Annotated in this window: 10 protein-coding genes and 1 tRNA gene; 6 read left to right on the top strand and 5 right to left on the bottom strand. The window is 28.8% G+C overall.

What is annotated here, in order from left to right; all coding sequences use genetic code 11:
- Window positions 1–675 precede the first annotated feature (675 nt).
- The 6 genes from HMPREF9629_RS07840 (at window position 676) to HMPREF9629_RS07815 (ending at window position 10,239) form a co-directional block, all read left to right on the top strand.
- Window positions 676–2,820 (top strand): methyl-accepting chemotaxis protein, encoded by a 2,145-nt coding sequence (locus tag HMPREF9629_RS07840; protein ID WP_009525852.1) that lies wholly within the window; start codon window positions 676–678, stop codon window positions 2,818–2,820.
- A gap of 487 nt (window positions 2,821–3,307) precedes the next feature.
- Window positions 3,308–3,772, top strand: a complete 465-nt coding sequence (locus HMPREF9629_RS07835; protein WP_009525851.1) for a nucleoside deaminase — start codon at window positions 3,308–3,310, stop codon at window positions 3,770–3,772.
- 51 nt (window positions 3,773–3,823) lie between these two features.
- Window positions 3,824–5,995, top strand: a complete 2,172-nt coding sequence (locus HMPREF9629_RS07830; RefSeq protein WP_009525850.1) for an ATP-dependent helicase — start codon at window positions 3,824–3,826, stop codon at window positions 5,993–5,995.
- Window positions 5,996–6,263: 268 nt separating this feature from the next.
- Window positions 6,264–8,201, top strand: a complete 1,938-nt coding sequence (locus HMPREF9629_RS07825; protein WP_009525849.1) for an ABC-F family ATP-binding cassette domain-containing protein — start codon at window positions 6,264–6,266, stop codon at window positions 8,199–8,201.
- 154 nt (window positions 8,202–8,355) lie between these two features.
- Window positions 8,356–9,024, top strand: coding sequence for a DUF2225 domain-containing protein (locus HMPREF9629_RS07820; protein WP_009525848.1), 669 nt, complete (start codon window positions 8,356–8,358; stop codon window positions 9,022–9,024).
- A 171-nt stretch (window positions 9,025–9,195) separates the two neighbouring features.
- A complete protein-coding gene (locus tag HMPREF9629_RS07815) occupies window positions 9,196–10,239 on the top strand; it encodes a s-methyl-5-thioribose-1-phosphate isomerase (RefSeq protein WP_009525847.1) in 1,044 nt (347 codons plus the stop codon).
- A gap of 229 nt (window positions 10,240–10,468) precedes the next feature.
- Here the strand turns inward: HMPREF9629_RS07815 and obgE are convergent, their stop codons facing one another.
- The 5 genes from obgE to HMPREF9629_RS07790 all read right to left on the bottom strand — a co-directional run bounded on the left by obgE (window position 10,469) and on the right by HMPREF9629_RS07790 (window position 13,944).
- Window positions 10,469–11,749, bottom strand: a complete 1,281-nt coding sequence (gene obgE / locus HMPREF9629_RS07810) for a GTPase ObgE (protein WP_009525846.1) — start codon at window positions 11,747–11,749, stop codon at window positions 10,469–10,471.
- Between the two features lie 18 nt (window positions 11,750–11,767).
- Window positions 11,768–12,298 (bottom strand): NYN domain-containing protein, encoded by a 531-nt coding sequence (locus HMPREF9629_RS07805; RefSeq protein ID WP_009525845.1) that lies wholly within the window; start codon window positions 12,296–12,298, stop codon window positions 11,768–11,770.
- On the bottom strand, window positions 12,295–13,038 hold the full coding sequence (gene rlmB / locus HMPREF9629_RS07800; protein ID WP_009525844.1) for a 23S rRNA (guanosine(2251)-2'-O)-methyltransferase RlmB: 744 nt from the start codon (window positions 13,036–13,038) through the stop codon (window positions 12,295–12,297). The genes HMPREF9629_RS07805 and rlmB overlap by 4 nt, the downstream gene beginning before the upstream one ends.
- A 26-nt stretch (window positions 13,039–13,064) precedes the next feature.
- Window positions 13,065–13,850 carry an FAD-dependent thymidylate synthase gene (thyX, locus tag HMPREF9629_RS07795; protein ID WP_009525843.1) on the bottom strand — a complete coding sequence of 262 codons (786 nt, stop codon included), beginning with the start codon at window positions 13,848–13,850 and terminating at the stop codon, window positions 13,065–13,067.
- Window positions 13,851–13,869: 19 nt separating this feature from the next.
- Window positions 13,870–13,944 (bottom strand) — tRNA-Arg (locus HMPREF9629_RS07790).
- Window positions 13,945–14,111: the final 167 nt, after the last annotated feature.

Below are 14,111 nucleotides of genomic sequence, written 5' to 3'. Positions count from 1 at the left end.
CTTTAATTTATAAATACATAAAATTTTTTATATAAATTATTTTATATATTTTTTTTTATTTGTCAAGAAATTTTTTTCTAAAATTTATATTTAATACTAAAGACCAATTAAAATTGTATTATAATTATGCACTTAAAAATCCATGTTACTTTAAAATCACAAATTATATAAAGCTTAAAGATTTTATAATTTGTAATAATATTCATACTGTTTTCTAATAAAATTATAGATAACTTACATAATGATATAACATCAATATAAATAATTTATTGAAAAATTAATTATTATTATTCCCCATTATTCTATGAGATTTTAGTATTATTATAAATTATAAGTCAAAAAATTTACATAAAATATAATTAGTATATTAATAATGATATTTTATAACTGTAATTTTAATAATAATATGGGATATATATTAAATAATTTCTATAAATAGTAAAAACGAATTATATAATACATTATAATTATATTTTGCATTGAAAAAACAATCATAATGTGTTAATATAAAATATATCAACATAAGTCTGTTATTTTCATAAAATATTATAAAATACTATATTAAAAATTGTTTTCTATCTCTTTTTTTATAAAAGAATATTATTTTGTTATAAATATTGCTTTATTAAAAGCTAATATATTATATAAATTATATTTTAAAGAGGTGTAATTATCATGTTTTTAAAAAAGTCGAAAAATGACAACATGGAGATTAGCAAAAAAAGTTTAGGTATCGGATTTAAACTGAGTTTTATTATAGTTGCCGTACTGATTATTATATTGGGTGCGAAAACTGTATATGACTCTGTAAGCAATTACAGATATGCCCTTAAATCCAATGAATCAATAGAACTCGAAAAGACTCGTAAACTCGCTTTAGAAATTGAAAAGATGTTTGACAGTATGTATCAAAGTGCAAGAGATATCGACATAGTAGTTGAACAGATTTTAGAAAGTCCTGTAGAAGAAAGAAAAAGAGATTTCATAATAAAAAGTTTGGAAAAAATAGCTCTTGACAATCAGGATATAGACGCTATAGGAGTATTTTTCGAACCGAATGCTTTTGACGGAAAAGATGAACAAAATAAAACTTCAGACAATCCCACAGGAAGATTCGTACCATATGCAGATCTATCAGGAAACACAGTTACAATGACATCTGTAGTTCCTGCAAATGAGGATTGGTATACAAAAGCTATGCAAAATAAAAAAACCGTGCTTATCCCTCCCTATAACTCTGACGGCAAACTTATAACAAGTATATCCATACCTATAGAGCATAACGGAAATGTAGTTGGAGTGGTTTCAGCCGATTTGGATTTGGACACTTTTCAAGAAAGAATAGAAAAGATAGAAGGTGTATCTAAAGTTAATGTCAAAACTATATTGGCAAGTAACGGAACAATAGTAGCCAACTCATATGATAAAGGCTTACTCGGCAAAAATGCGGCGGAAAATGATGAAACTACAAGAACTGCAATAGAAAATGTAAATAACTATAATGAAACTGTAGTTAATAAGAAATCTTCTTTGACAGGAGATATGTCAAAAGTTATGTATATACCTATAAGAATCAAAGGCATAGACGAAAATTGGACATATGGCTCCACAAATTCACTCAGCGATTTTACATCTTATGCTACACAAAATATGTATTTGACAATAATTATAAGCATAATTATGATTTTAATAATAATAGTCGTAGTATATATGGCTATCAAAAAAATGGTAGGTACACCGCTTGCAGCTGTACAATCAGCTATAGGTAAAATGGCAAAATATAATCTTGATATATCAGAAGACGCTGAAAAAGTAAAAGAATATAAAAATAATAATGATGAAATAGGATCCATGTTAAGAGCCATTGATCTTATGGTAGAAAATTTGAAGAGTCTTATAACTTCCATATCTTCAAATACGCAAAATGTAGCAGCTACAGCAGAAGAGTTGACAGCTACATCACAAAGCACATCAGACTCGTCTCAAGAAGTGGCAAGTGCAGTCGGAAATATAGCAGAAGGTGCCACATCACAAGCACAAGATACACAAAGTGCCGCACAAAGTGTAGAGCTTTCAAATTCTTTATTAAGCGAAATGCTTGAGATATTAAAAGATCTTTCAGAATCTACAAATATAATATATGCTAAAAAAGAAGAAGGTAATGAAGTTCTTAAAGAACTTATAGATATATCTGAAGATAACAAAAATATACAATCAAAAGTAAGCGATGTAATATTGGATACTAATAAGAGTACGGAAAAAATATCAACAGCATCAGAAATGATACAATCAATATCAGATCAGACAAATCTTCTTGCACTTAATGCAGCAATAGAAGCAGCAAGAGCGGGAGAAGCAGGTAAAGGCTTTGCAGTAGTAGCTGAAGAAATAAGAAAATTGGCAGAACAATCAGCAGGTTTCACAGAAGAAATAAGAAAAGTAATAGATGAATTAAAAGTAAAATCAGAAAGTGCAGTATCAATGATGCAATCAGCAACAGATATGTCAAACAAGCAAGAAGAAAAAGTAAACGAAACAGGCAAAAAATTTGAAGAAATATCAACAGCTGTAGAAAACAGCAAAAAGATAGTAGAAAATATAAATGCTTCATCAAAGAAAATAGAACAAGAAAATAAAAATGTTATAAGAGTAGTGGAAAACTTATCTGCAATAGCAGAGGAAAATGCAGCTACAACTGAGCAAGCTGCCGCATCGGTAGATTCGCAAACAGAATCAATTCATGATATATCAAAAGCAAGTGAAAATCTTGCAACAATAGCAACAGATTTACAAGAAGAAGTATCAAAATTCAGATTTTAATCTGTTGAAATTATAAATTGATTTGTTTTATAAAACATTTAATTAATAACTGTTTACTATAAAAAATAAATCACTTTTTATAATAATTGAACAAAATTAATTATATAATACGATTTTATTCAATATTCAAATAAAAATGGCTTTTTAATAAATGCGTTGCATTGTTAAAACAGCCATTTTTATTTTATATTAATACTAATGATATTATCCCATCAAATATATTTTAGTTTAAATAATATTTAATCAAAATATTAATTTATTTACAAATTTATGCAACTTGCTATATTTTTTTAAATCTGTTATAATTTCAATGATTATATTTTTATCTTATACGAAAATTATTAATTAATTTTTTGACTTACAATAAATAATTTTTTATATTTTTTTGAATTTATAAACACATTTTATAAATAACAGCTAATACATTTTTTTACAGATACCTAAATTAGTTTACCGATTTATAAAAAACTTATAAAGAGAGATTGATATGGACAATTATAATCCTTATTTTATGAGACTTGCACTTAAAAATGCTGTAAAAGCTTATTATAAAAATGAAGTTCCTGTCGGTTGTGTAATAATAAGAAATAACAAGATTATAGCACAGGCATATAATACAAAAAATATCGAACAATGCGTTACAAGACATGCTGAATTAATAGCAATAGAACAAGCCTCTAAAAACAAAGGAAGTTTTATATTGGACGATTGTGAAATGTATGTTACATTAGAGCCTTGTCTTATGTGCATAGGTGCAATAATACAAAGCCGTATAAAAAAACTGTATATAGGTGCAACAGACGAAACTATGGGCTCTGTTATATCCAAAATCCCAATTATAAAAGATGAGCTTGTATATCCTTACAAATTGGACTATTCATTTAAAAAAACTATAAGTTCAAAAATATTGACCAGATTTTTCAAAAAAATACGTGAAAAAAATAAAATATAACAATCAAATTTATTAATATTATATAAAAATAAATTACAAGGAAAGATATTAATGGAATTAGATAAACTCAATGAAAAACAAAAACAAGCAGTTATTACTACAGACGGTGCACTGTTGATATTAGCAGGTGCAGGCTCAGGAAAGACAAGAGTAATTACAAACAAAATAGCATACTTGATAGAAGAAAAAAATGTAAATCCATATAATATACTCGCAATAACTTTCACAAATAAAGCTGCAAAAGAAATGCAAAGCAGAGTTGAAGACCTCATAGGTATAGATTCAAAAAGAGTATGGATAAGTACATTTCACGCTTTTTGTACAAGAATATTGAGATATGAAGCTTCACATATTCTATACGAAAATAATTTTACAATATATGACACACAAGACAAACAAGTGCTTATAAAAAATTGTATGGATATTCTCGGATATGACAAAGAAACTCTCAATATAGCATCAGTTGCAAGTGAAATTTCAAGAGCAAAAGATTCTATGGTTTCGGTAGATGATTACGAAGCTGAAGCGACATCTGATTATAGAAATAGTAAAATAGCAAGAGTATACAGACTTTATCAAGAAGAACTCAAAAAAAACAATGCTATGGACTTTGATGATCTTATATACAACTGTATAAGACTATTTAAATTGCATAAAGAAGTTTTGGAAAAATATCAAGATAAATTTGAATATATAATGGTAGACGAGTATCAAGATACAAACTACTCCCAATATCTGCTCATAAAAATGCTCTCACAAAAACACAAAAATATCTGTGTTGTCGGAGACGATGATCAATCAATCTACGGTTGGAGAGGCGCAGATATAAGAAATATATTGGAATTTGAAAAAGATTTTGAAAATGTAATCCAAATAAAATTGGAGCAAAACTATCGTTCAACCTCAAACATAATAAATGCAGCAGGTACAGTTATAAAAAACAACGAAGGCAGAAAAGATAAGAGGATATGGACATCATCGGATAATGGAGATAAAATTACGATATATGAGGCCACAAGTGAAAATGATGAAAGCCTGTATGTTGCACAAAACATAAGAAAATTGACAGAGCAAGGATACAAATACAGTGATTTCGCCGTATTATACAGAGCAAACGCACTTTCAAGAAAATATGAAGAAGCATTTATGAAATATAAGATACCTTACAAAATTTTTGGAGGCATAAAGTTCTATGACAGAATGGAAATAAAAGATATACTCGCATACTTAAGACTAATTGACAACAAAAACGATGATGTATCATTAAAAAGAATTATAAATGTTCCAAAAAGGGGTATCGGTGCAAAAACCGTAGAAAAACTCGAACAATATGCAAGAGAACACTCTATAAGTATGCTCGATTCCATAGAATATATATCTCAAATAATAGGTGCCGGCAAAGCACAGGAATCAATAAAAAAATTTGCCGTTATGATAGGTGCATTAAAAGCCTTTGCAAAGATACTACCTGTCAGTGAATTACTTGAAAAAGTAATATCTTCCACAAATTACGAAAACAGCCTTATAGAAGAAAAAACGCCGGAATCACAGTCAAGACTTGAAAATATAAATGAATTAAAATCTGTTATACAAGAATTCGAAAGAACAAGCGAAGACAAATCTTTATCAGATTTTCTTCAAAATGCAACTCTTTCAACAGATATGGATGAAGATGATAAAAAGAGCAATTATGCTACACTTATGACTATACACAGTGCAAAAGGTCTTGAATTTCCTGTTGTATTTATAGTGGCGGCAGAAGAAAATATATTTCCGTCATCGAGATCTGTATTAGATGAATCAAAACTGGAAGAAGAGCGAAGACTTTGTTATGTTGCAATCACAAGAGCAAAAGAAAAATTATTTATAACAAGAGCTAAATCAAGACTTTTATATGGCAAAACTAACTGTAACCTTTCCTCAAGATTCATATCCGAAATAGATAAAGATTTGGTTATAAATGAGAAAAAAGAGTATTATGTAGATGAAGATAGCAAACAAGCATATTCACTTCATCAAAAATATATAGAAAAATATAAAATTATGAATGAGCATAAAAAAGATGAACCTCAAGACATAAAAATTGGAACAAAAGTATCACATAAAACATTCGGAAAAGGTATGATAGTTGGAAAAACAGGCGGAAAATACAGTATAGTATTTGATAAAGTAGGTGTTAAAACTATAGATACGTCTGTTGTAAAATTAGAAATATTATCATAATATTTTTATTGATAATTGTATTAAAAAATATCTATTTCTAATAGTATAATGCTATAAAACAAAAAATATTCATTCTTATATCCGATATTTAATTAAACGGTATATAATAAAAATGTTGAATTGAATGTATTTAATTAAAAGTATCCGTATTTTTTATATTTTAGTGCTACACTTTATTTTAAATAAGTTTCAATATAAAATAAAAAATGCTTATTTTTAGAACATAAAAACATATTTTTAAAAATCAACGGCAAGAAGAGGTAAATTGATGATTAGTTTGAGCGTAAGCAATTTACGAAAAACTTATGGTATAGATTTGATATTTGATAATGTGAGTTTTGCAATAAATGAACGTGAAAAAGTTGCAATAGTCGGTGCAAACGGTGCAGGTAAGACCACATTATTCAATATAATTGCAGGCATAGAACCGAAAGATTCAGGCGATATATTCATAGCCAAAGATTCTTCCCTTGGATATATGAGCCAAAATGTAAACATAGTAAGTGATAAAACATTGATACAAGAAACACTTTCAGTTTTTGAAGATTTAATAAAATTAGAAGATGAAATAAGAAGGCTTGAGCATGACATAGCCGAGCATCATATGGACGAAGAAAAATCTCAAAAGCTTATGAAAGAGTATGCAAAAAAAACAGAACAATTCGTAGAAAATGATGGATACTCCTATAATTCCAAAGCCAAAGGTGTACTTATAGGATTAGGTTTTGATATAAACGATTTGGATAAAAAGATAGATTTATTGTCAGGTGGCGAAAAATCAAGACTTTTACTTGCAAAAATACTTCTAAAAAAACCGTCCATATTACTTCTGGATGAGCCCACAAATCATCTTGATATGGACTCGATAACTTGGCTTGAAACCTTTTTGAAAAATTATGACGGTACTACTCTCATAATTTCTCATGACAGATATTTTTTAAATACACTTACCACAAAGACAATAGATATGTCAAATCACACATCTAAAATTTATAACTACAATTATGAAAATTATGTTATAGAAAAAGAAAAAGATGAAGAATTAGAAATAAAAAACTATGAACTCAATCAAGCCGAAATAAAAAGACAAAAAGAAATAATTGACAAATTAAAGGCATTCGGCAGAGAAAAACAAGTCAAAAGAGCAAGATCAAGAGAAAAAGCCTTAGAAAAAATGGAAATCATACAAAAGCCCACAAAAGAAAATTATAAATCAAACATAATGTTTGAATGCAGTGTAAAATCAGGAAAAGATGTACTTCATATAAATAATTTATCAAAATCATACGATACAAGAAATCTGTTCAAAAATGTCAACATGGATATATATTCAAGCGAAAAAATAGCAATAATAGGAGCAAACGGTACAGGCAAAACCACATTTTTCAATATCTTATTAGGACTTGAAAATCAAGATACAGGCGAAATAAAATATGGTGTCAATGTAAATACCGAATATTTCAATCAAGAGCGTTCAGACCTTAATATGAACAATACAATATTAGAAGAAATATGGAATAACTACCCTAATCTAAAAGAAGTACAAATAAGAAACTATTTAGCCGGTTTTTTATTCACAGGAGATGATGTTTTCAAAAAAATATCTGACTTAAGCGGTGGAGAAAAATCAAGAGTATCACTTCTGAAATTAATGCTTTCAAAATCAAATTTCTTGTTTATGGACGAACCTACAAATCACCTTGATATAGCATCAAAAGAAGTATTGGAAGATGCAATTTGTGCATATAACGGAACAGTTCTTGTGATTTCACACGACAGATATTTTCTGAATAAAGTACCCGATAGAATATTTGAATTAAAAAACGGAGAATTTGTAGAATATCTTGGTAATTATGATTATATGATCGACAAAAAAAATGAATTGGATCAGTATAATCAATTTCTTTTAGAAAAAGAAGACACAATAACAAAAACACAACTAAAACTACAAAAGAAGAAAAATAAAGAACAAGAAATAGAAAAAAGAAAATTAAAAAATGAAGAAAAAAACATATTGGAGAGCATACACAAAATAGAAGAAGAAATAAATTATATAGATTTAGAGCTGTGCAAAGAAGAAGTATACTCCAATCCGGAAAAATCAGTAGAATTTACCAAACAAAAATCACATAAAGAGCAAACACTAAAAGATTTGTACGAACAATGGGAAAATATATTGGAACTCATAGAAAAAAATCAAGATTGAAATATTAAAAAAAATATAGTATCATAGTCTTATAATTATATCTAAATTTGTGCATATTACTTTAATGTTTATACAATTTTCATAAAAAACATATTATATAAAATTTCAGTTGAATAATTATATTTTAATTAAGAAAGGGACTTGTTTTGTTATTATGAAAAAACCTAAGAAACTTTTCGATAAAGGGATTACCTGCCCTAACTGCCATACGGAATTTATGACTAAAAAGCCTATATCAAGCAGACTTAGGATATTAGAATCTGAAACAGACGGGCATAGAATATATAAAGATACTTCTCCATATTTATACGAAATGAATGTATGCCCTATATGTGGAATGGCGTTTGGTGATAAATTAAACAACACGTTATATGAAGAAGATATTCATAAACTTATGAACTATTTTTCAAATGTAAAAGACTACTCTCATTACTGTGAAGAACGAAATATAGACGATGCAATAAGAATATCAAGATTAGCTTTATTGATAGCCGATATAATAGACGAGCCTCATACTTTAAAAGGTGTTCAAAATCTTAAAACATCATGGTTATATAGAGAAAAATGTGATATACAAAACGAGCACAAATATCTCCTTGCAACAAAACTTCAATTTGAAGAGGCATTTGAATCTGAAGATTTTGAATATTTCGGACTCAAAACACATGTGCTTTACAATATATTGTCAGAAACTTGCAGAAAATTGGACTTATATGAAGACGCTGCAAAATATTATTCAAAATTATTCAGGTGCGCAACTACTCCTGTTTATATGAAACAAAAAGCTCAAAATAATTGGTTGGATTACAACAGCAGAGAATAATCATATTTAATACTGTTATAAAATTAAAAGTAGATATTTATAAAAGTATTAGCAATTATATTCGAAAATCAATCTGAACATATCTTAATTTAAATAGATTTTACTATAAAACCAAAATTAAAAAAATAATTGCCCACTTTTAAAAAGAATATATAAAAGGAATGATTTATAATGCAAAGAGCCGACGATGGCATGGGATTTATACTGAAATACGAAAATGTTGCTTGGTATGAAGACGGAAAAGTTCGCATATTGGACAGAAGAATTTACCCTATAAATATAGAATATGTGGTTTGTACAACTTATTTAGAAGTAGCAAAAGCAATAGCAGATATGGTTACGCAAAGTGGTGGACCATATACGGCTGCTGCTATGGGAATGGCACTTGCAGCATATCAAGTAAAAGATGAAAAAAAAGACAAAATAATAGCTACTCTAACAGATGCAGCCTATAAATTATCTCATGCAAGACCTACAACATCTTCAAAAATGGAACTAATCACCAACAATTCACTTGAAAAAGCAAAAAATTTATTAAATAACGGCATAAATGGACTTGATTTAGTAGAAGAACTTAGAATTATCGCATTTAATTATATAAACAATAACTATCTTAAATACATAAACACAGGAAAATATCTTGCATCTTTAATTCCTAAAAACGGAACTATTCTTACACAATGTTTTGCTGAAACAATCATAGGGACTCTATTAAACGAATGTAAAGCCCTAAATAATAATATAAAAGTTATATGCGCTGAAACAAGACCATATTTTCAAGGTGCAAGGCTTACAGCAAGCGTAGTTAGCGATATGGGATTTGACGTTGCTGTAATAACGGATAATATGCCTGCTTTTATAATGAAAGAAAAAAATGTAGATTTATTCACATCTGCTGCTGATGTAATAACAGTAGACGGGCATATAGTGAATAAAATAGGTACATTTCAAATAGCAATAGCAGCAGATTATTTACAAATACCGTATTTTGTTACAGGCTCTCCAAATTTTTCGCATAAAACTATTGATTCTGTAAAAATAGAATATAGAGATGAAAATCTTGTAATGCAATCCATGGGCGTAAAAATTGTCAAAGACAAAGTAAAAGCATATTATCCTGCATTTGATATAGTTCCGCCTAAACTTTGTAATGGTGTTGTAACTGATAAAGGAATATTTTCACCATATAATTTAAAAGAATATTTCGAAAAATAGTAAAAAAAGAGCTGTTGCAAAATTACAAATAATGGCAAAAGCTCTTTTTAATATAATAAATTTTTTATTGTTTATGCTAATACCTGTTTAATCAATGAATAAAATTTATATAAGTTTTTTATTGTAAGTATACTTAATTTTAATTGGCCAATAAATTTTTTAAAGCAAAAATATCCATTGCTCTATTGATTTTTAAAATTAGCATATTGATTTTTATCAAAAATCTTCTCTAATCATAAAACTCAAATTCAAATCCATAAATAGATACTGTATCTCCGTCTTGTATTCCATCTTTTCTAAGCATGTCGAATATGCCTGTATTTTCCAATACACTTTGAAAATGTCTCATTGATTCCAAATCATTGAAATTGACAGAGTACAACAATCTTTCCAATTTATCGCCCTCTATTTTATATATGCCTTTTTCTTTTGTAATTTTTATATCATCAGTTGATTTTTTCACAGCTTTTTCATCTGTGTAGTACTCTTCTTCATCAAATATCTCTTCTTCTTCTATTTGTGATAACAATTGTGAGCAATAGTTCAATATATTCTCTACACCTTGTACAGTTGCTGTTGACATGGCAAATACTTTGTATCCTCTTGATTCTATTTCATTTTTAAATTCTTCATATATACTGTGGTCAAATAATAAATCCATTTTATTTGCCACTACTATTTGTTTTTTACAACTAAGTTTTTCATCAAACTCTTTTAATTCTTTATTTATTTTTTCAAAATCTTCTAATGGTTCTCTGCCCTCGCAACCACTTATATCAATTATGTGTATAAGTATCTTTGTTCTTTGCACATGTCTTAAAAAATCGAAACCAAGCCCTACTCCTTGTGATGCTCCTTCTATAAGACCGGGTATATCCGCTATAACAAATGAGTCGCCATTTTTCAAACTTGCTACTCCAAGATTGGGTGTAAGTGTTGTAAAATGATAGTTTGCTATTTTAGGTGTTGCCTTTGTAACTATAGATAAAAATGTAGATTTGCCGACATTTGGAAAACCTATAAGCCCTACATCCGCCAAAAGCTTAAGCTCAAGATTTACTTCAAATTGTTGTCCTTTGGTTCCAGATTTTGCAAATGACGGTGCTTGTCTTACAGAAGTTTTAAAGTGTGAATTTCCTTTTCCGCCATGACCTCCATGGGCAACAATAACTTCCTGTCCATTTTTTCTAAGATCTGCTATTACAAGATTGGTGTCTGTGTCTCTTATAACTGTTCCAACAGGCACTTTTATTATTAAATCTTCTCCGTTTTTCCCATACATATTTGAGCCTTTTCCATCTTGTCCGTTTTCAGCTTCATATTTTTTCTTGTATTTGAAATCAAGCAGAGTTCTAAGATTATTATCAGCTTTGAAAATTATATTGCCTCCGTTACCACCATCTCCGCCTGCCGGACCTCCATCCGGTACATATATCTCTCTTCTGAAAGCTACACAACCGTTACCGCCATCTCCGGCTTTTATGGTTATCTTTGCTATATCTACAAACATTTATTCTCCTTTTTACTTTTATAAATCTTTTTTTCTCATATCATTTAGTTTTTCTATCATTTCTTTATCTAAAAAATCATCTAATGTATTTCTTTTATTTTTCACTGTTTTTTGTATTTTTTCCTGTATTTTTACTTGTGCATTATTTACTTCTATATATAATTGTCTTGTAGAAATTCTGTTTCCACCTTTACCTGACACTACCTGTTGCTCTGCTATATCGTCTGTTGCAACTGTAATATCCAAAAATTTTTTGGGGCCTAACTCAGTTATATATCTTTCTATATATGTGTCTGCTGTTTCTTTTTCTTTTGTAAAAACTATTTCAAGATTTTTTATTTTCTCATATCTTGTAACAGAATCTTTGACTTTATACGCATCATAAACTATTATGGTTTTATAGCCTTTAAATTGTGCATATTCACTTATTACATAATTTAATTTTTCTCTTGCATATTCAAGATTTTCTTCTGATAATTTTTTTAAGTCCTCCCAAGCATTTATGACGTTATATCCGTCAACTATGAGGATTTTTTTTAATCTTTTCATTTCTTCCTCATTCTCTGCTTTACAACCTCAAACATAGCTATTGATGCTGATACACTTGCATTAAGTGAATCTATTTTTCCTGTTATAGGTATTGATATTATCATATCGCTATTTCTTTTAACAAGTGTGCTTATACCTTTGCCTTCATTCCCTACTATAAGTGCTACATCTCCGCTAAGATCCGTATCAAAATATGGAGTCTCTCCCATATCAAGTGAGTATATCCATATACCTGAATTTTTTAATTTTTGAATTACATCATTTAAGTTGGATACTCTACATATCTTCATATATGATGTTGCTCCTGCTGAGGTCTTTTCAACTGTTTGATTTATCTGCGCCGAACGTCTGTTTTGTATTATTATTGCATCTGCAGAAGCACAATAAGCTGAACGAACTATCGCACCGAGATTATGAACATCTTCTATTCTATCAAGTATAAGTATGAGATTTTTTTTGCCTTTTTCTCTATTATTTTTTATATCTTCAAGTAAATTATCAAACTCATAATATTTATATTCGCTTATAAGTGCCAAAACTCCTTGATGATTTGCATTTTCACTCATCATATCCAATTTTTTCTTATCGACTTCTTTTACCAATATCTTCTTATCTTTTGCTATAGATATTATATATTTAAGTCTTTCTTCTTTTTCACCTGATTTTATATATATTGTATCTATTTCTCTATCATTTTTTATAGCTTCTATTACCGGATTTTTGCCAATTATATAGTTCATTTTATTTCCACACCTATTGTTCAATATTAAAGATTATCTTTTATCTTCCTATCCATTTCTTCCATCCTTGTTTTCGGTATTTCTGGATGTCTACAACTCATAGCACCCTCTTTACACTTATTTCTCGAAATACAGGAAGGACCTGCATTTTTAAACAGATTAGGAGCGGTTTTTTTAACTTCTTCAAGCATAAGATATGCCATTTCCTTTATTTCCCATTGAGCTCTTTCACATATCCTATGTTCAAAAAAGTTCATGAGAGTTCTCGCATTCATAGTGACTACAATTTTAGTCTCACACGCATTTGGAAAAACATATCTCGCATCTTCTATAGATTTTTTTTCTGCCATTGATTTAGCTTGTTTTTCACTATACCCTTCTTTTATGAAATGCTCAATATTGCCTTCAATGAGTTCATCAACTATTTTATCATATGCTTTTTGATCATCCTCCATAGCTTTTATGAAAATTTTTCTTGATTTTTCATTTTCAGCTATTTGTGGCGGAATTATATACTCAAATTGCTCTAATTTAACATATCTTTGAGACTGTTGAGAGTAACTTGCTATCCTATGCCTTACTAATTGATGCGTACATACTCTGCTTATACCTTCTATCGCAAACGTAAAACTTACGTGCTCTATGGGACTTTGATGTCCTATACTTGTCAAATGTGATATAAATTTTTGTACTTTTTCATCATCAAGATTATCTCTTATATTATCCACTCCCGTTTTAGAATAACATAGTTTAGCTGACATAGCTACTACATAATCAGGATTTGGTGTATATGTCAATAACTCTACCTTCATAACTCACCTCATTATATCTTGGTGCACCTAATAGGACTCGAACCCATATCTCTCGCTTCGGTGGCGAGCGTTCTATCCCTTGAACTATAGATGCACATTTTAATTTTAGTTTATCGAAATTTGACATAAAAATATGTATTTACGTCATTGGACCGGTATATTTTTCATCTGTGTAACTTTAGTACACTCATTCAATATATATTCGTTCGCCTCATTCTACACGTTTTACAGTGCAAATTTTACTCAATGATTAAGTATATA

This window comes from Peptoanaerobacter stomatis, assembly GCF_000238115.1.
Lineage (GTDB): Bacteria > Bacillota > Clostridia > Peptostreptococcales > Filifactoraceae > Peptoanaerobacter > Peptoanaerobacter stomatis.
The sequence above is the reverse complement of the archived record's forward strand: the minus strand, read 5'-3'. Positions and strand labels throughout refer to the sequence as shown.

What these genes read in the sequence shown, in the direction of transcription:
- thyX (WP_009525843.1), bottom strand. Translation starts at nt 13,850, where the DNA reads ATGAAGGTAGAGTTATTGACATATACACCAAATCCTGATTATGTAGTA.
- HMPREF9629_RS07840 (WP_009525852.1), top strand. Translation starts at nt 676, where the DNA reads ATGTTTTTAAAAAAGTCGAAAAATGACAACATGGAGATTAGCAAAAAA.
- HMPREF9629_RS07835 (WP_009525851.1), top strand. Translation starts at nt 3,308, where the DNA reads ATGGACAATTATAATCCTTATTTTATGAGACTTGCACTTAAAAATGCT.
- HMPREF9629_RS07820 (WP_009525848.1), top strand. Translation starts at nt 8,356, where the DNA reads ATGAAAAAACCTAAGAAACTTTTCGATAAAGGGATTACCTGCCCTAAC.
- obgE (WP_009525846.1), bottom strand. Translation starts at nt 11,749, where the DNA reads ATGTTTGTAGATATAGCAAAGATAACCATAAAAGCCGGAGATGGCGGT.
- HMPREF9629_RS07830 (WP_009525850.1), top strand. Translation starts at nt 3,824, where the DNA reads ATGGAATTAGATAAACTCAATGAAAAACAAAAACAAGCAGTTATTACT.
- rlmB (WP_009525844.1), bottom strand. Translation starts at nt 13,038, where the DNA reads ATGAACTATATAATTGGCAAAAATCCGGTAATAGAAGCTATAAAAAAT.
- HMPREF9629_RS07805 (WP_009525845.1), bottom strand. Translation starts at nt 12,298, where the DNA reads ATGAAAAGATTAAAAAAAATCCTCATAGTTGACGGATATAACGTCATA.
- HMPREF9629_RS07825 (WP_009525849.1), top strand. Translation starts at nt 6,264, where the DNA reads ATGATTAGTTTGAGCGTAAGCAATTTACGAAAAACTTATGGTATAGAT.
- HMPREF9629_RS07815 (WP_009525847.1), top strand. Translation starts at nt 9,196, where the DNA reads ATGCAAAGAGCCGACGATGGCATGGGATTTATACTGAAATACGAAAAT.